This window comes from Aquabacterium sp. (assembly GCF_014378415.1).
Classification (GTDB): domain Bacteria; phylum Pseudomonadota; class Gammaproteobacteria; order Burkholderiales; family Burkholderiaceae_C; genus Aquabacterium.
Genome location: NZ_JACMNS010000006.1, coordinates 19,767 through 40,949 on the forward strand (window position 1 = coordinate 19,767; position 21,183 = coordinate 40,949).

18 protein-coding genes and 1 pseudogene are annotated in these 21,183 nt (G+C 63.8%); 13 read left to right on the top strand and 6 right to left on the bottom strand.

Features of this window, described 5'->3' with window-relative positions; all coding sequences use genetic code 11:
* Nucleotides 1–9: 9 nt before the first annotated feature.
* The 5 genes from H7225_RS00960 to H7225_RS00980 all read left to right on the top strand — a co-directional run bounded on the left by H7225_RS00960 (nucleotide 10) and on the right by H7225_RS00980 (nucleotide 3,610).
* Nucleotides 10–282 carry a diguanylate cyclase gene (locus tag H7225_RS00960; protein ID WP_290658700.1) on the top strand — a complete coding sequence of 91 codons (273 nt, stop codon included), beginning with the start codon at nucleotides 10–12 and terminating at the stop codon, nucleotides 280–282.
* Nucleotides 194–784 (top strand): SDR family NAD(P)-dependent oxidoreductase, encoded by a 591-nt coding sequence (locus H7225_RS00965; protein ID WP_290658702.1) that lies wholly within the window; start codon nucleotides 194–196, stop codon nucleotides 782–784. Before H7225_RS00960 ends, H7225_RS00965 begins: the two co-directional genes overlap by 89 nt.
* A gap of 149 nt (nucleotides 785–933) precedes the next feature.
* A complete protein-coding gene (locus H7225_RS00970; RefSeq protein WP_290658704.1) occupies nucleotides 934–1,809 on the top strand; it encodes a hypothetical protein in 876 nt (291 codons plus the stop codon).
* Nucleotides 1,810–1,918: 109 nt separating this feature from the next.
* Nucleotides 1,919–3,142, top strand: a complete 1,224-nt coding sequence (locus tag H7225_RS00975; protein ID WP_290658706.1) for a lipase family protein — start codon at nucleotides 1,919–1,921, stop codon at nucleotides 3,140–3,142.
* 57 nt (nucleotides 3,143–3,199) lie between these two features.
* On the top strand, nucleotides 3,200–3,610 hold the full coding sequence (locus H7225_RS00980; RefSeq protein WP_290658707.1) for a GFA family protein: 411 nt from the start codon (nucleotides 3,200–3,202) through the stop codon (nucleotides 3,608–3,610).
* Between the two features lie 198 nt (nucleotides 3,611–3,808).
* Here H7225_RS00980 and H7225_RS00985 read toward each other — a convergent pair.
* The 4 genes and pseudogenes from H7225_RS00985 to xdhA form a co-directional block, all read right to left on the bottom strand.
* Nucleotides 3,809–4,156 (bottom strand): annotated as a pseudogene (locus H7225_RS00985) (8-oxoguanine deaminase); the annotation flags it as partial.
* 4 nt (nucleotides 4,157–4,160) lie between these two features.
* Nucleotides 4,161–5,033, bottom strand: coding sequence for a xanthine dehydrogenase accessory protein XdhC (gene xdhC, locus H7225_RS00990; protein WP_290658709.1), 873 nt, complete (start codon nucleotides 5,031–5,033; stop codon nucleotides 4,161–4,163).
* Nucleotides 5,034–5,038: 5 nt separating this feature from the next.
* Nucleotides 5,039–7,363 (bottom strand): xanthine dehydrogenase molybdopterin binding subunit, encoded by a 2,325-nt coding sequence (gene xdhB, locus H7225_RS00995; RefSeq protein ID WP_290658711.1) that lies wholly within the window; start codon nucleotides 7,361–7,363, stop codon nucleotides 5,039–5,041.
* Entirely contained in the window at nucleotides 7,351–8,850 is a 1,500-nt protein-coding gene (xdhA, locus tag H7225_RS01000; protein ID WP_290658713.1) for a xanthine dehydrogenase small subunit, read from the bottom strand. Before xdhA ends, xdhB begins: the two co-directional genes overlap by 13 nt.
* A 131-nt stretch (nucleotides 8,851–8,981) precedes the next feature.
* Between xdhA and H7225_RS01005 the strand changes: the two genes are divergently transcribed.
* The 7 genes from H7225_RS01005 to H7225_RS01035 all read left to right on the top strand — a co-directional run bounded on the left by H7225_RS01005 (nucleotide 8,982) and on the right by H7225_RS01035 (nucleotide 17,190).
* Nucleotides 8,982–9,995 (top strand): LysR family transcriptional regulator, encoded by a 1,014-nt coding sequence (locus H7225_RS01005; RefSeq protein WP_290658715.1) that lies wholly within the window; start codon nucleotides 8,982–8,984, stop codon nucleotides 9,993–9,995.
* 6 nt (nucleotides 9,996–10,001) lie between these two features.
* Nucleotides 10,002–11,402 (top strand): guanine deaminase, encoded by a 1,401-nt coding sequence (gene guaD, locus H7225_RS01010; RefSeq protein WP_290658717.1) that lies wholly within the window; start codon nucleotides 10,002–10,004, stop codon nucleotides 11,400–11,402.
* An 18-nt stretch (nucleotides 11,403–11,420) separates the two neighbouring features.
* Nucleotides 11,421–12,932, top strand: coding sequence for an ABC transporter ATP-binding protein (locus H7225_RS01015; RefSeq protein ID WP_290658719.1), 1,512 nt, complete (start codon nucleotides 11,421–11,423; stop codon nucleotides 12,930–12,932).
* Nucleotides 12,919–13,977 carry an ABC transporter permease gene (locus tag H7225_RS01020; protein ID WP_290658721.1) on the top strand — a complete coding sequence of 353 codons (1,059 nt, stop codon included), beginning with the start codon at nucleotides 12,919–12,921 and terminating at the stop codon, nucleotides 13,975–13,977. Before H7225_RS01015 ends, H7225_RS01020 begins: the two co-directional genes overlap by 14 nt.
* Nucleotides 13,974–14,909, top strand: coding sequence for an ABC transporter permease (locus H7225_RS01025; RefSeq protein WP_290658723.1), 936 nt, complete (start codon nucleotides 13,974–13,976; stop codon nucleotides 14,907–14,909). The genes H7225_RS01020 and H7225_RS01025 overlap by 4 nt, the downstream gene beginning before the upstream one ends.
* 62 nt (nucleotides 14,910–14,971) lie before the next feature.
* Complete coding sequence (locus H7225_RS01030; protein ID WP_290658725.1) at nucleotides 14,972–16,147, top strand: BMP family ABC transporter substrate-binding protein; 1,176 nt, start codon at nucleotides 14,972–14,974, stop codon at nucleotides 16,145–16,147.
* Nucleotides 16,148–16,158: 11 nt separating this feature from the next.
* Complete coding sequence (locus H7225_RS01035; protein WP_290658727.1) at nucleotides 16,159–17,190, top strand: adenosine deaminase; 1,032 nt, start codon at nucleotides 16,159–16,161, stop codon at nucleotides 17,188–17,190.
* A 4-nt stretch (nucleotides 17,191–17,194) separates the two neighbouring features.
* Here H7225_RS01035 and H7225_RS01040 read toward each other — a convergent pair whose 3' ends face one another.
* A complete protein-coding gene (locus H7225_RS01040) occupies nucleotides 17,195–17,947 on the bottom strand; it encodes a YoaK family protein (RefSeq protein WP_290658732.1) in 753 nt (250 codons plus the stop codon).
* A 68-nt stretch (nucleotides 17,948–18,015) separates the two neighbouring features.
* On the opposite strand from H7225_RS01040, the gene H7225_RS01045 reads away from it, so the two are divergent.
* Nucleotides 18,016–20,637 (top strand): FtsX-like permease family protein, encoded by a 2,622-nt coding sequence (locus H7225_RS01045; protein WP_290658728.1) that lies wholly within the window; start codon nucleotides 18,016–18,018, stop codon nucleotides 20,635–20,637.
* 6 nt (nucleotides 20,638–20,643) lie between these two features.
* Here the strand turns inward: H7225_RS01045 and H7225_RS01050 are convergent, their stop codons facing one another.
* Entirely contained in the window at nucleotides 20,644–21,156 is a 513-nt protein-coding gene (locus H7225_RS01050; RefSeq protein WP_290658733.1) for a chemotaxis protein CheW, read from the bottom strand.
* Between the last annotated feature and the right edge of the window lie 27 nt (nucleotides 21,157–21,183).

The following is a 21,183-nucleotide window of genomic DNA, read 5'->3' on the forward strand; positions in this document are numbered from 1 at the left end:
CGCGAGGAGGTGGAGCACAGCAACCGACAACTGAATCGCCTGTCGCGCTTCGATCCGCTGACCGACATGGCCAATCGACGGCACTTCGACGAATTTTTGCAGCAGGTCTGGTCACGTGCGCGGGCCGATGGTGACGAAGTGGCCGCCGCACTCAAGGGCCATCTGCGTCAACCTGACGACCTGATCGCACGCTATGGGGGCGATCCACACCTACCTGTGCGATGTGAGCGACAAAGCCTCGGTGGTGGCCTTTGTGGCTTTGGTGTCCGCAGCCTTCCTTGACATCAAGTTGTTGGTCAGCAACGCGGGCCGATTGCGCGAGCTGGACTTCACGCAAGCCGATTTGTTGCAGCAGGATCTGACGCAAGAGATCCGCGCCAACCTGGAGGGCAGCATTCACATCACGGCAGGATTTTTGCCTGCCTTACGCGCATCTACCCCATCTCGCATCATCATGGTGAGCTCGGGCTTTGGCTTGTTACCCGCCACGCGCGCACCGATTTACTCGGCGTCCAAGGCGGGCTTGCAAAGTTTCACCAAGGCGCTTCGGCGCCAACTGGACGGGCAGGGCATCACCATCACCGACGTGGCCTCGCCTTCGGTGGACACCCCCGCCACGGCACATTACCAAGCCAACAAGATCTCGCCGGAGCAGGTGGTGGCGTTGACCTTGGCCGCCGCCTGGCGGGGCCAAGCAGAGGTCTACCCGGGCATGGCGCGTTGGCTGCCTTTGATGATGCGATTGGCGCCTGGTCTGATCGCGCGCATCGTGGCCAAAGGCTGAGTCAGCTTGTTGTTTGTCGTTAAATGGCAAGTCACCGGGTAAGTCCGCACCCACAAAGCCAATGATTGGCCGCTTCAGCCCATGCGGCCATGGACCCATGGGCCTAGCATCTGGGCAACTCCAATCTGCCCGCGCACGCCAGGTCCACCATGAACATCTATCGCCAATTTCTCTGTGCCTTGACGCTCGCCGCTTGTGCCCTGGTGGCCACGCAAGCGCAGGCCGCCGACCATGAACGCGGCCCAGACCCCACGGCTGCGCTGCTGAATGCGACAGGGCTTTATGCGGTAAGCGCCTTCAAGATCTCGAAGGCCGATGCCAAAAGCCACAACTATGGTGGCGCCACCGTGTACTACCCGAATGCACCAGGAGAAACCTTCGGCGTGGTGGCCATGACGCCCGGCTTCCTCGCCTTCCAGGCGGTCTATGAAACGCTGGTGAAGAAGGTGGCGTCTCACGGATTTGTGGTGATCAACCTGGACAGCGTGGCAAGCCTTGACCAGCCTGATACGCGCGCCGTTGCCGTGGCCGGCGCTTTGCAGCATGTGGTTGATCTTGCCCAGGTGGGGCAAGTGCCCTATGCCATCGTGACCGATGTGAGGCGCCGCGCCGTGATGGGCAACTCCATGGGGGGCGGGGCGGTGCTGAGCGCGGCGGTGGCCGACAACACGCTCAAGGCAGTTGTCGCCCTTCAACCCTGGCACACCACCAAGAGCTTTGCAGGCGACACGGTTCCGACGTTGATCGTGGCTTGTGAGAAAGACACCATCGCACCGAACAAGACGCACTCGGATCAGTTTTATGCCAGCTTGAATCCCTTGCTGCCACGCGCCGAAATCGAGGTCATAGGTGCCAGCCACTTGTGCTCCACCTTCCTCGCCAGCAAGGCGCAGTTGGCCACTGCGGGCAAGGCCTCGGTGGCCTGGCTCAAGCGCTTCCTGGACGACGACATGCGTTACGACGCCATGGTCAAGGGGGGCATCAACGAAGGTGAGTTCAGCCGCTTCGTGGTCGAAGGGTTCTAAGACAGCCCCCTGTTCTGTGGGCGTGTTTCCCCTCGCTTCAGAGGGAAAACGCCCAACTATTTGAATTGCACCTGACCTTCCAATTGATTTAAACCCGCTAAGGAACAACATGAATCGAACCGTGAACCGCCTGACCACCATCGCCGGCCTCGCCTGCGCTGGTGCCTTGTCCATGACGACGCTTGTCCAGGCCCAACAGGTCTATCCCACAGTCGACGCCAAACTCAAGCCCACCGCCGACGCCTTCTACACCTCGCCCACCAGCGGCGAGCTGGCCGCCGAGGTCCCCGGCAACGTGCTGCGCTACCGCGCACTGCCAGCCGCTTCGCTGGGCACCAGCCTCAAAGAAGGCTGGCAGGTGATGTACCGCTCGACGAACACCAAGAACCAGCCCGTGGCCATGGTCACGACCGTTCTGATCCCCAAGGCTGCCCCTGCAACCGGTCGCAAGCTGCTGTCTTACCAATCCTTCTACGACAGCCTCACGCTGGACTGCTCACCTTCTGGTCAGGCCACGTCCAACACGCTGCTGGAAAAGACTTTCTTCCAATCGGCGCTGAACAAGGGTTACATCGTGACCATGGCCGACTATGAAGGCCTGGAATCACAATGGATCGTCGCCAAGAACAGCGGCCAGGGCGTGCTCGACGGCATCCGCGCCACACTGAGGTTCAGCAACAGCGGTCTGAATGCATTGACGCCCGTGGGCATGTTGGGCTACTCCGGCGGCGGCTTTGCCACGGCCTGGGCCGCTGAGCTGGCGGCGGGCTACGCGCCTGAGCTGAAGATCATCGGCGCTGCGCAAGGCGGCTTGCCCGTCAACCCCATCAATGTGGCCAAGAAGGTCGATGGCGGTTTCTGGGCGGGTGCCTACCTGGGTGCGGTGGTGGGCTTGTCGCGCGCTTATCCCGAGCTCAAGGTCGAGGACTACGCCACGCCCGAAGGCATTGTGGCCATCAAGGACATCGGCACACGCTGCCTGACAGGTTCGCCCAATCTGCTGACGGCCTATGCCTACAAGAAGGGCTCTGACCTGTTGAAGGATCCCAACTTCCTGAACCTGCCCGAGATGCAAGCCATCAACCGCGAAAACACCATGGGCCAGAACACGCCCAAGATCCCGCTCCAAATCTTTCAAAGCATTGGTGATCAAGTGATGCCCATCGCTGACGTGGACAGCCTGGCGGCCTACTACTGCGCCAACAACGCCACGCTGGAATACAAGCCAGTCGCCGGCACAGACCACGTTCTGGGCGCCATGGGCTTGAGTGGTGGTTTGACCTACCTGCTGAACCGTTTCGACGGCAAGGTGGCGCCGAACAACTGCAAGTAAGGTTGAAGCGAAACATGTGTCAAACTTCCTGAAACCCCAAGTTTCAGGAGGGCGGTCATGCACCGTGGCAGCTGCCTCTGCGGAGGCGTTACCTTCACCGTGTCCGGCGATCTGCCGCCGATCCAGGTCTGCCACTGCGGCCAATGCCGCCGTGCGCAGGGCACGCCTTTCGTCACCAACATCCCGTTGGACGAATCGCAGGTGGATTGGCTTTCTGGCATCAGCCTGATCCAGCGGTACGAGTCATCACCTGGCAAGTACCGCTGCTTTTGCAAGACCTGCGGCTCGCCCTTGTTCAGCCAGCGCAGCTCACTGCCGGGTGTGTTGCGCCTGCGGGTGGGCACGCTTCAAGGGCATGTCAAATCCAAAGTTGGCATCCACATTCACGATGCATCCAGGGCCAATTGGTGGACGCCACAAGATGACGCCCACGCGCCCAGGCATGACGAGAATGGCCCAGCCGCATGAAATATCGCTTGGCCCCGGATCCTCCAACATGATCCGGCCGTCTACCACCTAGGCATCCGCCAGTTGCCTGGCCATGATCCGCCACCTCGCGCCCATTCACGATGGTCCATGCTGTCGTCTGGCCATGGCACATCAGCAGCGAGGTCACCGGGTCGTGTACGGCGCTACTGGCCATGCCCAAGGTGCGCAGGATGTGGTTTCGCGCTCGACCAGGTGGTCGGGTGGCAGACCGCCAGCGCTCTCGCCCACGCTCATGCTGCCCCGGCTGGCCATGAAGCGGATGCCGATCTCTTGCGCGGCGGCGATGCTGTCGTCCAGCCTGACGCCGTTGGGGTAGAGCGTACGCAGCCAGCCAAACAGCTCGGCGTTCTGCGCGGCGGGGATGGCCCGCGTCAGGCTTTGGACCATGTGGTGGGGCGGGTTCACCAAGCCTGGGATGACGATGTGGCCACGTGCGTCGATGGTCTGGGTGGCCTGGGCGAGCAATTCGGGCGGAAGGTCGGCCGTGGGGCCGGCGGCCACGATCTCGCTGCCTTTGAGCAGCACGGCGTCAGTCCTGTGGTGATGTTGAGGTGTGTTGCAACAGCTGCGCGAGCACGGCGATGGCAATGACGGCGGGCTCTTTGCCAATCACGCCGGGCAGGCCGATGGGGCAGGTCAGGCGGGCCAGCGTTTCAGGTGTGATGCCTTGCTCAGCCAGGCGGTGCAGGAACTTGGCGCGTTTGGTCTGCGAGCCGATCAGACCGGCGAAGCGGAAGTCGCCGCGGCGCAGTACGGCATCGATGATGCGCAGGTCCAGGTCGTGGCGGTGGGTCAGCACCAGGTGGCAGGCCTTGGTTGGCGCGTCGTGCACCTCATGCTCTGCGGCCTCGGTGGCCATCCACTGGATGTGCGGCGGCAGGCTGGCCAGCATCTCAAGGGTGGGCAGGCCGGGTTGCTCGGCGTTGGGCAGGCTGGCATCTTCAGCGCGCTCATCGATCCAGCGCACGGTGCAGTCCAGGTCCACCAGCAGGCGCACGATGGCCTGGCCCACGTGGCCGGCGCCGTGCAGTTCCAGGTGAAAGCGGGGTGGGGGCAGGGCCCAGTTGGCCAGCGTGGCTTCGTTCAAAGGTGCAAAGCGCAGTGTCACCACGCCACCACAGCATTGGCCCAGCGTGGGGCCCAGCGCAAAGGTGCGGGTCCACGGGGCCGTGGGCTGGGTGTTCTCTTGCAAGGCATGGCGCGCCAGGTCAATGGCCTGCCATTCCAGGTGGCCGCCGCCGATGGTGCCGTCAACCTGATCCGTGGACACCAGCATGCGCGTGCCAGTGCCGCGTGGGGTCGAGCCTTTGATCTCGTCCACCGAGATGACCAAGGCATGGCGCTGGGCCGCCCACCATTGCTTGGCGGTGCGTCGCAGGGCCCGTGCGCTCAGGCTGCTCATGGTGATCAGGCCCGTGCGGCCTTGACGGCATCGACCGCGTCGAGGATGGCCTCGGGCGTGGCGGGTGCGCGCAAAGGTGGGTCGATGTCATGGCCGCCTACGCTCGACACCGCATCGCGGATTGCCAAAAACACCGAGAAGGGCAGCAGCAAGGGCGGCTCGCCCACGGCTTTGGACCGGTGGATGGTGTCTTCCACGTTGATGTTGTCGAACAGCTTGACACGGAAGTCGGCCGGGCAGTCGCTGGCGGTGGGGATCTTGTAGGTCGAGGGTGCGTGCGTCATCAGTCGGCCCGACTCAGGGTGCCAGTACAGCTCTTCGCTGGTGAGCCAGCCCATGCCCTGGATGAAGCCACCTTCGATTTGGCCGATGTCCACGGCCGGGTTGATGGACTGGCCCGCGTCGTGCAGCACTTCGGCGCGCAACAGCCTCCACTCGCCGGTCAGCGTGTCCACCAGCACTTCGCTCACAGCCGCGCCATAGGCGAAGTAGAAGAAGGGTCGGCCCTGCATGGTGGTGCGGTCCCAGTGCAGTTTGGGCGTGGTGTAGAAGCCGTCGGACCACAGTTGGATGCGGGCAAAGTAGGCTTCGCTGATGACCTGTTCGAAGGACAGTTTCTGCGAGCCGATTTCCACCTGGTCGTCCACGAAGCGCACGGCATCCTCTGGCACCTGTTCGCGGTCGGCCAGGAACTTCGTCAGCCGCTCAATGATCTGCCGCGCTGCATCGGCGGCGGCCTTGCCGTTCAGGTCGGATCCTGTGGACGCGGCCGTGGCCGAGGTGTTGACCACCTTGGCTGTGTCGGTGGCGGTGACGCGCACGCGGGCCATGCTGACGCCCAGGGTGTGCGCCACCATTTGCGCCACTTTAGTGTTCAGGCCTTGCCCCATCTCGGTGCCGCCGTGGTTCACCAGCACGCTGCCATCGGTGTAGATGTGCACCAGGGCGCCAGCCTGGTTCAGGTGCACCACATTGAATGAGATGCCGAACTTGAGCGGCGTCAGGGCCAGACCTTTTTTCAACACCGGGCTGCAGGCGTTGAATGCTTCTAAAGACTGGCGGCGCGCTCGGTAATCGCTGCTGGCCACCAACTCATCAATCAAAGGGCGCAGCACATTGTCTTCAACCGTCTGGCCATAGGGCGTGACGTTGTTCTCTTGCAAGCCATAGAGGTTGGCCAGGCGCACGTCCAGCGCATCCAGCTTGAGCTTGCGGGCGATGCTGTCCAGTGCCACCTCCACCGCCAGCGCGCCTTGGGGCCCGCCAAAGCCACGGAAGGCGGTGTTGCTTTGCGTGTTGGTGCGCGCGCAGTAGCCGTGCATGCTCACGTTCGGCAGCCAGTAGGCGTTGTCGAAGTGGCACAGGGCGCGCGTCATCACCGGGGGCGACAGGTCGGCCGACCAACCTGCGCGCGAGACCATGTTCACCTCGGCGGCCAGGATGCGGCCCTGGTCATCGTGGCCGATCTCATAGTCGTGGATGAAGCAATGGCGCCTGCCCGTGATCATGAAATCGTCGTCGCGGTCCACGCGCAGCTTGACCGGCCGCTTGAGCTTTCGGGCTGCGATGGCCGCGATGCAGGCGAACACGGCCGATTGCGATTCCTTGCCGCCAAAGCCGCCACCCATGCGCCGGCATTCGACCTGGATGTGGTGCGAGTGCAGGCCCAGCGCGTGCGCGATGTGGTGCTGCATCTCGCTGGGGTGTTGCGTGGAGCAGTGCACCAGCATGCCGTTGTTCTCGCGCGGGATGGCGTACGAGATCTGGCCTTCCAGGTAGAACTGCTCTTGCCCACCCAGGTAGAAGCGATCCTTCAAACGGTGCGGTGCCTGGGCCATCGCGCCGGCAGCATCGCCGCGCTTGAGGTGCATGGGCGGCACCACGTAGGACTCGGCGGCGTGGGCCGCTTCGATGGTCAGCAGCGAAGGCAGGGCTTCGACCTGGATGACGTCCTTGGCGCGGGCCGCAGCACGGCGCGCCGATTCACGGTCAGTGGCGATGACGGCGAACACCGGGTGGCCCAGGAAGTGCACTTCGCCATCGGCCAGGATGGGCTCGTCGTGGATGATGGCGCCGCAGTCGTTCTTGCCGGGCACATCCTGGGCAGTCAGCACCGCGACCACGCCGGGCATGGCTTTGATGGTGGCCACGTCAACGCCAAGCAATCGTCCATGTGCCACGGGCGACAGGCCCAGGGCACAGTGCAGGGTGCCTGCCAGCTCGGGCAGGTCGTCGATGTACGGGGCGGCACCCGCCACGTGCAGGTGGGCGGACTCGTGCGGCAGGGATTGGCCAGCTGCCGTGGCGGTCTTCATCGTCAGGCGGTCCATACCTGCACCTTTTCAGCGGCGAGCGCGTGCTCCGTGCGGGTTTCAAGCCAGAAACGTTCCAGCAGGTTGACGGCCACGCGCGAGCGGTAACTTTGGCTGGCGCGCAGATCGGTCATGGGCTTGAAATCTTGGGCCAGCGCAGCCTGAGCGCCGCGCAAGGTGGCCTCGGTCCAGGGCTGGCCAATCAGCGCGGCTTCGGTCAAGGCCGCACGTTTGGCCGTGGCCGCCATGCCGCCCCAGGCCAGGCGCGCCTCGGCGATCACGTCGCCGTCCAGCCGCAGCATCAGGCCGGCGCACACGGCCGAGATGTCGCTGTCGCGGCGCTTGGAAATCTTGTAGCCGCGCACGATGTCGTCCTGCTGGGGCAAGGGAATGTGCATGGACTGCAGGAACTCGCCGGGCTCCAGCGCGTTCTTCATGTAGTCCAGGTAGAAGCTTGACAAGGGCAGGGTGCGCTGCCAGTCGCCTTTGCGCAAGGTGACCTCGGCATTGAGGGCCAGCAGCATGGGCGCGCTGTCCCCGATGGGCGAGCCATTGGCGATGTTGCCGCCCAGGGTGCCAGCGTGGCGCACTGGCGGCGAGGCGAAGCGCAGCCAGATCTCGCGCAGGGCAGGCACGTGCTGCACGATGGCGGCCCAGGCGTCTTCCAGCGAGGCGGCGGCGCCAATGGTCAGGCCGGTGCTGGTGGCGGTGATGGCCTTGAGTTCTTTGACGCGGCCCAGGTAGAGGATGTCGCCCAGAGGCTTCATTTGCTTGGTGACCCATAGGCCCACGTCGGTGCTGCCGGCCAGCAGGCGTGCTTGCGGCATCTGCTGACGCCAGCGGGCCAACTCGCTCAAGGTGGCGGGGGCGACGAAGCGGGTGCGCTTGGCGGGGTTGGTGGCCTCGGGCGCCTCGTGGATGAAGGTCTGGTCAGTGGCGTCCAGCGCTTTCAACGCGTTCAACGCTGGGGTCGGGTCGAAGACCACGCGGGGTGCCTCGAACATTTTTTGTCCGGCGTCCAGGATAGGGCGGTAACCCGTGCAGCGGCACAGGTTGCCCGACAGCGCATCGGCCAAGTCTTGCCTTGGCAATGCCTGCACCTGGTCTTCATAAACCTGCCACAAGGACATCACGAAGCCCGGCGTGCAGAAGCCACATTGCGAGCCGTGGCAATCGACCATGGCCTGCTGGCAGGGGTGCAGTGCGCCGCCGTTCATGCCCTGCAGGTCTTCAACCGTGAACAGGGCTCGCCCATCAAGCGTGGGCAAAAACTGGATACAAGCATTGACGGTGGTCTTGGTGAGTGCCTGCCCTGACTCATCGACCTCGCCGACGACCACGGTGCAAGCGCCGCAATCACCTTCGGCGCAGCCTTCTTTGGTGCCGGTGCAATGCGCCTGCTCGCGCAGCCATTGCAGCACGGTGGTGGTGGGCGGCAGGCCCTCTACGGTGTGGATCTGCCCTTGGTGAAAGAAGCGAATCGGACGGGGTGTCGGGTCGCTCATGGTCAGACTCCTGGATCAGCGACAAGCATTGAATGGCACACCCCACTCAATGGGGATCCCACCTCAGAGGGTACTGCGATTGGGGTTTGCCGCTATACCATCATGGTAATAATAACTATCTGCTGTTGCACATGAGCAAGGACGCTGTTTTCGACAAGATCGACATTTCCCTCATCCGGGTTTTACACACCGTGATTACCGAGTGCAGCGTCTCCAAGGCGGCCCTTCGCCTTCAATCCAGCCAGCCCGCCGTCAGCACCCAGCTGAAGCGCCTGCGCGAGATCACGGGCGACCCGCTTTTGGTGCGCTGTGGCCAGACCATGGCGCCCACCGATGTGGCGCTGAGTCTGCTGGAGCCCGCCTCGGCCATCCTGCAGCACGCGCAGAGCATGTTTGGCCACAAGAACTCGGTGCGCGACTTCGACCCGGCCAGCACCACGCTCACTTTCCGGATTGCCGCCACCGATTACCTCGATCCTTTCTTCCTGCCTGAACTCACCCTGAGGCTACGCCGACTGGCGCCCAACATCAAGGTCGAGGTCGTTCAATTGACCGCCGAACTCGACCACCGCCGCAGCCTGGCGCGTGGCGAGGTCGACCTGGTGATCGGCAACTGGCTGGAGCCCTCTGACGAGCTGCACTTGGGCCGCCTGCTGACCGACGAGGTGGTGTGTCTCGTCTCTGAAGACCACCCTGCTGCGCGCCTGCCCAAGGAAGGCAAACGCGCCTGGTCGATCGAGCAATACCTGGCGGCCGAGCACGTGTCGCCACCGGCTTTGCACCCGGGCGCCGTGGGCGTGATTGACGAGCGCCTGGCCATGCAGGGCTTGCGCCGAAACATTGTGGTGCGCAACCCGCACTTTGCCCAGCTGCCCTACATGGTGGCAGGCTCCTTGCTGGTGTTGACCACGGGGCGCCGCTTCTGTGAGCGTTACGCGCAACAGTTGCGCGTCAAGATCATCCGATGCCCCGTGCCATTCCCGGCCATGAACTACTATCAGTTGTGGCACGATCTCACGCACCATTCAGCGGCCAGCCGCTGGTTGCGCGAGCAAGTGCGCGACGTGGTTCGTGGTCTGCACCAGGTTCGCCCTCCTTTGCGCGCCGAGTCCTTGCCCGTGCTGGGTTCTTCGGCCAAACAGTGAGCTTTCATGCCTGATCCCCGATTGAATCCCGTCAACGGCCCAGCTGTCCAGACTCGGCGGGTGCTGCGCGGCGACCTGCTGGATTTCACCGCCGACCCAGGCTTTGCGCTGCCCGCCGAAGCGCCGGGTGTGCGCTGGCGCCCCGACCATGTCCTGCTGATCGACGGTGAGCGCATCGCGGCCATCCATCCGGCCGGCGATCCCTTGCCACAGGACTGGGCCGATGTGCCGGTGACCGACCACCGTGGTCAGTTGATCATGCCGGGCTTCATCGACACCCACGTGCATTGCCCGCAGTTGGACGTCATCGCCAGCTATGGCGCCGAGCTGCTCGATTGGCTCAACACCTACACCTTCCCGGCCGAGCGCCGCTACGTGGACCCGCTGGTGGCCCGCGAAGGCGCCGAGCGTTTTCTCCACGCCCTGTGGGCCCATGGCACGACCAGCGCGGTGGTGTTCCCCACGGTGCACAAGGTCAGCGCCGAAGCCTTGTTCGACATGGCCAGCGCGCACCACATGCGCTTGATCACCGGCAAGGTTCTGATGGACCGACACGCGCCCGAGGGTCTGCTGGACGACGTGGACCAGGCTGAGAAAGATTGCATCGACCTGATCGACCGCTTCCATGGAAAAGCCAGGCAGTCGTTCGCGGTCACCGTGCGTTTTGCCCCCACCAGCACCCCTGAGCAACTGACCATGGCCGGCCGCCTGTGCCAAACCTACGCTGGCACCTACATGCAGACCCACGTGGCCGAGAACCGCGACGAAGTGCGCTGGGTGGCCGAGCTGTTCCCCACCGCGCGCAGCTACCTGGACGTGTACGACCGCGACGGCCTGATCGGCCCGCGCGCGGTGCTGGCCCACGGCATCTGGTTGGACGCCAACGACCGCGCCGTGTTGAAGGCGCATGGCGCGCAGATCGCCCACAGCCCTTCGTCCAACCTCTTCCTGGGCAGCGGTTTGTTCAACTGGCTTGAAGCCGAGCGTGAAGGTGTGAACGTGAGCTTGGCCAGTGACGTGGGCGGCGGCACCAGCCTGTCCATGCTGCGCAACATTGCCGATGCCTACAAGATCCAGGCGCTGCAAGGCGTGCGCCTGTCGGCTTGGAAGGCCCTGTACACCTGCACCTTGGGCGCCGCCAGCCACCTGGGTTTGGCCGATGAGATTGGACGCCTGGAGCCGGACTGCATGGCCGACCTGGCGGTGTGGAGCATGGCGCAGGGCCCAGTGGCCGAGCATCGGGATCGGGTCGCTCAGCAACGCCTGGCCCGCGTTTTGCAAGAGCATTTGCACGAGCGCATCTTTGCCTGGGTGACCATGGGCGATGAACGCAATCTGGTGAGCACCTACGTGGCTGGCCAATGCGTTCATTCGGCCTCGTCGCTTGTTCAGGCCGCAGTCCAATAACGCGCCCAGGCGCTTTTTATGTCGTATCGCCTAGAACTCCGCAATATCACCAAGCAGTACCCTGCGGTGCGGGCCAATGACGATGTCAGCCTGCACGTCCTGCCGGGCGAAATCCACGCTGTGCTGGGCGAGAACGGCGCCGGCAAATCCACCTTGATGAAGATCATCTTCGGCGCGGTCAAACCCGACGCCGGCGAGATCTACTTCAACGATGCCTTGGTGCAGGTGCGTTCGCCGCAAGAGGCCCGAGCGCTGGGCATCAGCATGGTGTTCCAGCACTTCTCCTTGTTTGACACCCTCACCGCCGCCGAAAACGTGTGGCTGGGCCTGGACAAGAAATGGACGCTGCCCGAGGTAATCGAGCGCATCCAGGCCGTCTCAAGCGACTATGGGTTGGAGGTTGATCCCTGGCGCCCTGTGCACACCTTGAGCGTGGGCGAGCGCCAGCGGGTCGAGATCGTGCGCGCCTTGCTGACGAACCCGCAATTGTTGATCCTGGATGAGCCTACCTCGGTGCTGACGCCGCAAGCCGTTGACAAGCTCTTCGTGACCTTGCGCCAATTGGCCGAGCGTGGTTGTTCCATCCTTTACATCAGCCACAAGCTGGACGAGATCCGCGCCTTGTGCCACCGCTGCACCGTGCTACGCGGAGGCAAGGTCACGGGCGAGGTCGATCCGCGCCAAGAGACCAATGCCAGCTTGTCCCGCTTGATGATTGGCTCCGAGCCGCCGCAGCTCAAGCGCGTGGCGCCGGTGCTGGGCGCCATGGCCTTGGTGGTCAAAAACTTGAACCTGGCCAAGCAAGACACCTTTGGCGTGAACTTGCAAGACATCTGCCTGCAGGTGCAGGCCGGCGAGATCGTCGGCATCGCGGGCGTGTCGGGCAATGGGCAGCAAGCCCTGATGGCGGCTTTGAGCGGTGAAGACCCGCGCACCACGCCCGGCATGGTCACCTTGTTTGGTCGGGATGTCAGCCAGTCGTCTCCGCGCGAACGTCGAAGCCAGGGGCTGCACAGCGTGCCCGAAGAGCGCCTGGGCCGGGGCGCTGTTCCCAGCATGTCGCTGGCGCAAAACACCTTGCTGACCCGCACCAATGCCGTCGGCCCTGGCGGCTGGCTTCGCATTCAGGGCACCCACGGCATGGCATCCGATTTGATCAGCCGCTTCAAGGTCAAGGCCGTGGGCTCGAACGCGGCGGCCAAGAGTCTGTCTGGCGGCAATCTGCAAAAGTTCATCATGGGCCGCGAGATCGATGCCTCGCCCAAGTTGTTGCTGGTGTCCCAGCCCACCTGGGGCGTGGACGTGGGCGCGGCCGCGCAGATCCGTGGCGAATTGTTGAAACTGCGTGACGCCGGTTGCGCGGTGCTGGTCGTTAGCGAGGAGTTGGACGAATTGTTTGCAGTCAGCGATCGATTGATGGTGATGGCGCAAGGGCGCTTGTCGCCCAGCATTGACGCCAGCCAGGCCACGGCCCCGCAGATCGGCATCTGGATGAGCGGCTTGTGGGAGGCCGCCCATGTTCAAGCTTGAAACACGTGCCGAGCCGTCCAAACTGCTGATGGTGGGCTCGCCCGTCATCGCCTTGCTGATCACGGTGCTGGTGGGTTCGTTCCTGTTCGTGGTCTTGGGCAAGAACCCCGTCGATGGCCTGCGGATGTTCTTCTACGAGCCGGTTAAAAGCGTTTATTCGCTGACCGAATTGACCATCAAGGCCACGCCCCTGGTGCTGATCGCGCTGGGGTTGGCCGTGTGCTTTCGCGCCAACCTGTGGAACATCGGGGCGGAAGGGCAGTTCGTGCTGGGCGCCATTTGCGGCGGTTGGGTGGCCATGCAGGCCACGCCCGACACCGGCCGCTGGATCGTCGCCGCTGTGCTGATCGCCGGCATGCTCGGCGGCATGGCCTGGGCGGGCATCGTGGCCCTGCTGCGCGACCGCTTCAACGCCAGCGAAATCCTGGTCAGCCTGATGCTGGTCTACGTGGCCGAGATGTTGCTGAGTTACCTGGTCTACGGCCCCTGGAGGGATCCTCAGGGCTATAACTTTCCGCAAACGATCACCTTCCTGGACGCGGCCCGCATCCCCAAGATCGTCAGCGGCTTCCGCATGAACATCGGTGTCTACATCGCCTTGGCGGCGGTGGCATGTTTCACGATCTTCCTGGCGCGCACCTATGCCGGTTTCCAGTTGCAGGTGGGCGGCCTGGCTCCGGCGGCGGCGCGTTATGCGGGCTTTTCGTCACGCCGGGCGCTTTGGACCGGGCTGTTGATTTCGGGTGGCATGGCTGGATTGGCAGGCGCGCTGGAAGCGGCCGGGCCACAAGGGCAGCTCACGCCTTTCGTGCCCATGGGCTATGGCTTCGCCGCCATCATCGTGGCCTTCGTGGGGCGGCTCAATCCCATTGGCATCGTGTTCTCAGCCTTGTTGATGAGCATGTTCTACATTGGCGGCGAACTGGCCCAGTCGCGTCTGGGCCTGCCCAAGGCGCTGACCGGCGTCTTCCAGGGTTTGTTGCTGTTCTGCCTGCTGGCCTGCGACACCTTCATCCATCAACGCTTGCGCTGGGTTTCCAAATGAGCGTCTTCACCGCCGATTCGCTGGCCTTGCTGCTGGCCGCCACGCTGAACGCGGGCACCGTGCTGGGGCTGGCAGCGATGGGCCTGCTGATCAACGAGCGCTCCGGTGTGGTCAACCTGGGGGCCGAGGGCCTGATGCTGGTGGCCGCCATCGCCGGTTTTGCCACGGGCGTGACCACGGGCAGCGACACCCTGGCCTTCATGGCCGGTGCGGCTGCAGGGGCCTTGCTGGCCGCCGTGTTCGGGGTGCTGGTGATCTGGCTCAACACCAATCAGTACGCCACGGGTTTGGCGCTCAGCCTGTTCGGGGCTGGGCTGTCGGCCTTTGCCGGCATCCGCTACACGCAAGAGAAACTGCCTGAGCGGCCCAACTTCGCCGTCCCCTACCTGTCAGACATCCCGTTCGTGGGGCCCGCCTTGTTCAAACAACACCCGCTGGTGTACCTGGCCATCGCCTTCACGGCGGCCCTGGCCTGGTTTTTGTACCGTTCACGGGCCGGTTTGATCTTGCGGGCGGTGGGCGAATCGCCAGAGTCGGCGCACGCCTTGGGCTACCCGGTGCGCCAAATTCGCTTGATGGCTGTGATGGCTGGCGGCGCCCTGTGCGGTTTGGCGGGGGCTTATCTGTCGGTGGTCTACACCCCGCTTTGGGTCGAGGGCATGGTGGCTGGCAAAGGCTGGATCGCCCTGGCGCTGACCACCTTCGCCACTTGGCGCCCGGCCCGCGTCTTGCTAGGTGCTTACCTGTTCGGCGGCGTGACCATGCTGCAGTTCCAGCTGCAAGGGCAGGGCATTCAGATTCCCAGCCAGTTGCTGACGATGCTGCCTTACCTGGCCACCATCGTGGTGCTGGTGCTGATCTCCCGCAATCCGACGTGGATTCGCGTCAACATGCCCGCGTCGTTGGGCAAGCCCTTCCATCCCGGCAGCTGACGAGGCATCATCGCCCCTGGCTGTCTGTTTCAGTGTTCTGATTTTTCCACCCTGGAGATGACATGACTCGACCATTGACCAAACGTTCTTTGTTGAAAGCGGCCGGATGGGCCAGCATTGCCGCGACCGCCGCCCTGGTGGGTTGCGGCAAGAAAGAAGCCACGCCTGACGCCGCTTCGGCCGCGTCGACACCTGCGGCCACCGCCTCGGTGGCGGCCGCCGCGCCCGCAGGCCCCCTGCTCATCGCCTTTGCCTATGTGGGCCCGGTGGGTGATGCTGGCTGGACCTACGCCCATGACCAGGCCCGGCTGGCGTTGGAAAAAGAATACGGCGACAAGATCAAGACCTCCTTCGTGGAGAAAGTGCCCGAAGGCCCTGACGCCGAGCGCGTGCTGCGCGACATGGTCAGCCAAGGCAACAAGCTGATCTTTGGCACCACCTTTGGCTACATGGAACCCATGCTCAAGGTGGCCGCCGATCACAAGGACGTGAAGTTCGAGCATGGCACGGGCTACAAGACGGCCGAGAACATGCGCACCTACGACTCGCGCACCTATGAAGGCGCCTACATGGCCGGCGTGATCGCGGGCGGCATGACCAAGTCCAACACCCTGGGAGTGGTCGGCTCCATCCCTATCCCTGAGGTGATCCGCAACATCAACGCCTTCACGTTGGGCGCTCAAAGCGTGAACCCCAAGGTCAAGACCAAAGTGGTCTGGATCAACAACTGGTTCGATCCCCCGAAGGAAACCGAAGGCGCGCAAAGCCTGCTCAACCAGGGTGCCGACGTGCTGTTCCAGAACACCGATTCCAGCGCGGTGCTGCAAACGGCCGAGAAAGCCGGCAAGTACGCCTTTGGCTGGGATTCGGACATGAGCAAGTTTGGCCCCAAGGCCCACCTGGGCTCGGCCATCATCAACTGGGCGCCGTACTACATCAAGGCCACTAAGGATGCGCTGGAAGGCACCTGGACCACCGGCGGCGTGTGGTGGGGCGTGAAGGAAGGTGCCATTGACCTCGTGTCCCTGTCTGACAAGGTGCCCGCTGACCTGAAGGCCAAGGTGGACACCATCAAGGCTGGCTTGAAGGACGGCAGTTTCGTCATCTGGAAGGGCCCCATCGTGGGCCAGGATGGCAAGGAAGTGCTGGCCAAAGACGCCGTGGCCGATGACAAGTTCCTGGGTGGCATCAACTTCTACGTCAAGGGCGTGGATGGTGCGGTGCCCTCCAGCAAATAAGGATGAGCGCCATGACCATTGCACCCAACCGCTTGCCCGAACTGCTGCAAGCCATGCCCAAGGCGGAGTTGCACATCCACATCGAGGGCTCGCTTGAGCCCGAGTTGATCTTCGCCCTGGCGCAGCGCAATGGCGTGGCGCTTTCTTACCCCAGCGTGGAGGCCCTGCGCGCGGCCTACGCTTTCACCGATCTGCAAACCTTCCTGGACATCTATTACGCGGGTGCTTCGGTGCTGCTCAAGGAAGAAGATTTCCACGACATGGCTTGGGCCTACCTGAGCAAGGCCGCCGCCGAGAACGTGCTGCACACCGAATTGTTTTTCGACCCCCAGACCCACACTGACCGGGGCGTGCCCTTCGAGGTGGTGATCAAAGGCCTGGACCTTGCGTGCAAGCGCGCCAAGACCGAGCTGGGCGTCAGTGCCACGCTGATCATGTGCTTCCTGAGGCACCTGCCCGAAGAAGCCGCCCTGAAGACCCTGGATGAAGCCTTGCCCTGGCTCGACCTGATCGTGGGCGTGGGCCTGGATTCAAGCGAGCGAGGCCACCCGCCCGAAAAATTCGCCCGGGTGTTTGAACGTTGCCGTGAACTGGGTTTGCACGTGGTGGCCCACGCGGGCGAAGAAGGCCCGCCGGCCTACATCATCAGCGCATTGGATGTGCTCAAGGTCGAGCGCATCGACCACGGCGTGCGTTGTGTCGAAGATCCCGCGCTGGTGCAGCGCCTGGTCAAAGAGGGCATGCCCCTGACCGTGTGCCCGCTGTCCAATGTCAAGCTGTGCGTGTTCAGCACCTTGGGCCAGCACAACCTTAAAACCATGCTGGACCTGGGCCTGAAGGTGACCATCAACTCAGACGACCCAGCCTACTTTGGCGGCTACCTGAACCAGAACTACCTGGAGACCTTTGCCGCCCTGGGCCTGGACGCCTCGGCCGCCTACACCCTGGCGCGCAACAGCTTCGAGGCCAGCTTTGCCTCCAACGAAGACAAGGCCGACTGGATCGCCAAGCTCGACCAAACCTTCGAGCGTTTCGGCGCTTAATGTTTCATTCGGTGAGCTTGCTCGGTCGTTGCGGCACGAACTGCACCGATGACAGCAGCGCCAATACCAGTGCCAGCGGCACGGTGGACACATAGCCCAGGTGTTTGAAGCCCAGCGCGCCCACCACGCTGCCGACCATGAATGCCCCGGTCAAAGCCAGCAGGATGCGCAGCTTTCGCGTGTTGACCTGGACCTTGCCCAGCGCATGGTTGGGCGCTGAGTTGTTCCAGTAAACCAGTTTGCCCAACTCGATCCCGATGTCGGTGACCAGGCCGGTGACGTGCGTGGTTCGGATCTCGGCATTCGACACCTTGGTCACCATGGCGTTCTGCAGCCCCATCACGAAACACAGCAGGGCAATGGTCAAGGACACCTCCAGCGTCATGGACAGGCTGAGCCGTTCACCCATCAGGCCAAAGACCAGCAACAAGCCCGCCTCGATCATCAGGGGCAGGGCATATTCGCTGCGACCTCCGCGCCGCCGCGCCCAGTTGATGAGGATGGCCGAGGTGGCCGCCCCCAGCAAAAAGGCCAGCAAGGCCTCCAACCCGGCCATGACGAGGTCGAAGTTGCCCAGCGCCAGGTGATCGGCCATGCCCGAGACCACGCCGGTCATGTGCGAGGTGTATTGCCCGATCGCCAGAAAGCCACCGGCGTTGATGGCGCCCGCCACGAAGGCCAATGAAACACCCAGGTGAAGGTTGCTCTGCTGCGTGCGTTCCGGGGCGGTGAGACCTTGCAAATACTTGATCGGCATGACAGGGGGCGTGGGCATTCGGCTTGGGTTCTAATGATCCTTCAGTTTTGAGAATAAAGCGGAGTTTCATGGCGATCAATTCAGCGGTGTCGTCGGTGCCAGCCTGGCGCTGGGCCCTCAAGCAAACTTGGCGCGACATGCGATCAGGCAGCCTCAGGTTGCTGCTGGTGGCCGTGGTGCTGGCCGTCACGGCTTTGTCTGCCGTGGGTTTTTTCGCCGATCGCATTGAGCAAGGCCTGGTGCGCGATGCTGCCCAACTGCTGGCCGCCGACGCCTTGGTGGTGGCCGACCAACCCATGCCGGCTGCATTGGCCGGCGAGGCGCAAAAGCTGGGTCTGAGGCAGGCCAACACGGCGGCCTTTCCCAGCATGGCCCGCGCACCGGATGAGCGTGGCGGCGACAGCAAGCTGGTGGCCCTGAAGGCCGTCAGCGAAGCCTACCCATTGCGCGGCCAGATCACCTTGGGCCGTTTGCGTGCCGACGGCATGGTTGAACCTTCGGGCAAAGCACCAATGGGAGGCCCTCCTGCCGGTCAGGCCTGGGTGGATGCGTCCTTGCTGCCCGTGCTTAACCTGCGGGTGGGCGATCAGCTCTGGTTAGGCGACATGTCCTTCCTCATCGCCTCGGTCATCGCCATCGAGCCTGACCGGGGCGCCGGTTTCATGAGTTTTTCACCCCGCGTGATGATCCGCCAATCCGACCTGGCGGCCACACAACTGGTGCAACCCGCCAGCCGCGTTACTTACCGATTGCTGGTGGCCGGGCCTGCCCGCGCTGGCGATGCTGGCGTTGGGCTCGGCAAAGACAAGCCCGCCGCGGCCACCAATGCCTCCACCAAGGCGGTGCAATCCTTCGTCGTAGCCGCCGAGCAGCAATCCAAAACCACCCGAGGTCTGCGCGTGGAAACGCTTGACCAAGGCCGCCCCGAAATGCGTGCCACACTGGACCGCGCAGGCCTTTTCCTGCGCCTGGTGGCCCTGTTGGCCGCCTTGCTGTCGGCTGTGGCCGTCGCCCTGGTCTCGCGCGACTTTGCCCAGCGGCGCCTGGACGATTGCGCCATGCTGCGCGTTTTGGGCGTGCCGCAAAATCAGATGGCCCTGACCTACGGGCTTCAGTTCCTCATTGTTGGCTTGGTGGCCAGCATCATTGGCCTTGCCTTAGGTTGGGGCTTTCACCAAGTGTTCGTGGCACTGCTGTCAGAGCTGGTGCCCGTGGCCTTGCCCGCACCCAGCATCTGGCCCGTGGTGTTGGGCTTGGGTGTTGGCGTGGTGCTCACCTTGGGCTTCGGCCTGCCGCCGGTGTTGCAACTGGCCCGCGTGCCACCGTTGCGCGTGCTGCGCCGCGATGTGGGCGAACTCAAAGGCGCGTCCGTGCTGGCCGTGGGCGTGGGTGGCCTGGCGCTGCTGGCCTTGCTGATGATGGTGGCGCGTGACATCAAGCTGGGCGCGATCGCCCTGGGCGGTGTCGCCGTGGCGGTGCTGGCCTTTGCCGCCCTCAGTGCCCTGGCGGTGTTCATCCTGCAGCGGCTGCTGAACAAACTCAGCGGCGTGGCCCCGCCCTGGCTGGTGCTGGCCACTCGGCAACTCACCGCCCAGCCGGGCCAGACCGTGGTGCAGGTGTGCGCGCTGGCCATCGGCCTGCTGGCGCTGGTGTTGCTCGTCTTGCTTCGCACCGACCTGATCGCCAGTTGGCGGGCGGCCACACCGGTCGATGCGCCCAACCGCTTTGTCATCAACATTCAGCCGGACCAGACCGAGGCCTTCAAGGCGCAACTGCAGAAAGCCGGTGTCAAACAGTTCGACTGGTACCCCATGATCCGTGGCCGCCTAGTGGCGATCAACGGCAAAACCGTCAAGCCCGAGGACTACACCGACGACCGGGCCCAACGCCTGGCCGATCGCGAGTTCAACCTCAGTTACTCAGACAAGCAGCCCGCCTACAACCCCGTGGTGGCGGGCCGTTACCAGCCCAACGAAAAGGGCGCCTTCAGCGTCGAAGAAGGCCTGGCCAAGACCCTGGGCCTGCACCTGAACGACCAACTCACCTTCGACATCGGGGGCGTTCAGCATGCGGCCCGCATCACCAGCCTGCGCAAGGTCGACTGGGCGTCAATGCGCGTCAATTTCTTCGTGATGGCGCCCATGGCGTCGATGCCCGAATGGCCGGCCACGTTCATCACCTCGTTTCGCGCGCCGCCTGGTGGCCAGCTAGACCGCATCCTGGTGCAGTCCTTCCCAAGCGTCACCGTGGTGGACGTGTCGGCCACCCTGGCGCAGATCAACCGGATCATGGACCAGGTCATCGCGGCGGTTGAGTTCCTGTTCGCTTTCACCTTGGCGGCGGGTTTGATCGTGTTGATGGCGGGCCTGCTGACCTCGCGCGAGCGCCGGGCCAGGGATTGGGCTGTGCTCAAGGCCCTGGGGGCGTCTCAACGCATGCTGGCCAAGGTGCAGCTGGTGGAGCTGCTGGGCGTGGGGGCGCTGGCAGGCGCGCTGGCTTCCACGGCGGCGCTGTGCGTCGGCTGGGCGCTGGCCCGCTGGGTGTTCGAGTTCGATTGGAGTGCACCGCTGTGGTGGCCCTTGATGGGCGCGGCGGTGGGCGCGGTGCTGGCGTCACTGGCAGGCTGGTGGAGCCTGCGGGGGGTGCTGGAGCAATCCGTCGTCAATACCTTGCGACGGGCGGCTCAGTGACCAACATCAAGGCGTCAGGTTGCTGATCAGGCCCATCTCGGAGCTGCTCATCAGCGACTCGATGTCCATCAAAATCAGCAGGCGCTCATTGATGTTGGCGATGCCGGTGATGTAGGTCGTGTCGACCATGGCGGCGCTCATTTCAGGCGCGGGTTTGATCATCTGGTCGGTCAGCTGGATCACGTCGCTGACCGAATCGACCACGGCGCCAACCACGCGGCCGCGCACGTTCAGCACGATCACCACAGTGAAGTCGTTGATGTCGCCTTCGCCCTGGGCGTTCAGGCAGTTGAACTTCACGCGCAGGTCAACGATGGGCACGATCACGCCGCGCAGGTTCACCACCCCTTTGAGGTAGGACGGTGCGTTGGCGATCTTGGTGGGCGGCTCGTACGAGCGGATCTCCTGAACCTTCAGGATGTCGATGCCGTACTCTTCCGTGCCCAGGCGAAACGTGAGGAATTCACGGCCAGATACCGCATGCTGAATTTGACGGGCTGGATTGCCCCGGCTGGACAAACTACCGGGCGCGCCGGGCCGTACCGC

Excerpts from the sequence above, each read along its gene's own strand:
- H7225_RS00965 (WP_290658702.1), top strand. The coding sequence starts at position 194 with ATGGGGGCGATCCACACCTACCTGTGCGATGTGAGCGACAAAGCCTCG.
- H7225_RS00970 (WP_290658704.1), top strand. The coding sequence starts at position 934 with ATGAACATCTATCGCCAATTTCTCTGTGCCTTGACGCTCGCCGCTTGT.
- H7225_RS00975 (WP_290658706.1), top strand. The coding sequence starts at position 1,919 with ATGAATCGAACCGTGAACCGCCTGACCACCATCGCCGGCCTCGCCTGC.
- H7225_RS00980 (WP_290658707.1), top strand. The coding sequence starts at position 3,200 with ATGCACCGTGGCAGCTGCCTCTGCGGAGGCGTTACCTTCACCGTGTCC.
- xdhC (WP_290658709.1), bottom strand. The coding sequence starts at position 5,033 with ATGAGCAGCCTGAGCGCACGGGCCCTGCGACGCACCGCCAAGCAATGG.
- xdhB (WP_290658711.1), bottom strand. The coding sequence starts at position 7,363 with ATGGACCGCCTGACGATGAAGACCGCCACGGCAGCTGGCCAATCCCTG.
- xdhA (WP_290658713.1), bottom strand. The coding sequence starts at position 8,850 with ATGAGCGACCCGACACCCCGTCCGATTCGCTTCTTTCACCAAGGGCAG.
- H7225_RS01005 (WP_290658715.1), top strand. The coding sequence starts at position 8,982 with ATGAGCAAGGACGCTGTTTTCGACAAGATCGACATTTCCCTCATCCGG.
- guaD (WP_290658717.1), top strand. The coding sequence starts at position 10,002 with ATGCCTGATCCCCGATTGAATCCCGTCAACGGCCCAGCTGTCCAGACT.
- H7225_RS01015 (WP_290658719.1), top strand. The coding sequence starts at position 11,421 with ATGTCGTATCGCCTAGAACTCCGCAATATCACCAAGCAGTACCCTGCG.
- H7225_RS01020 (WP_290658721.1), top strand. The coding sequence starts at position 12,919 with ATGTTCAAGCTTGAAACACGTGCCGAGCCGTCCAAACTGCTGATGGTG.
- H7225_RS01025 (WP_290658723.1), top strand. The coding sequence starts at position 13,974 with ATGAGCGTCTTCACCGCCGATTCGCTGGCCTTGCTGCTGGCCGCCACG.
- H7225_RS01030 (WP_290658725.1), top strand. The coding sequence starts at position 14,972 with ATGACTCGACCATTGACCAAACGTTCTTTGTTGAAAGCGGCCGGATGG.
- H7225_RS01035 (WP_290658727.1), top strand. The coding sequence starts at position 16,159 with ATGACCATTGCACCCAACCGCTTGCCCGAACTGCTGCAAGCCATGCCC.
- H7225_RS01040 (WP_290658732.1), bottom strand. The coding sequence starts at position 17,947 with ATGCCGATCAAGTATTTGCAAGGTCTCACCGCCCCGGAACGCACGCAG.
- H7225_RS01045 (WP_290658728.1), top strand. The coding sequence starts at position 18,016 with ATGGCGATCAATTCAGCGGTGTCGTCGGTGCCAGCCTGGCGCTGGGCC.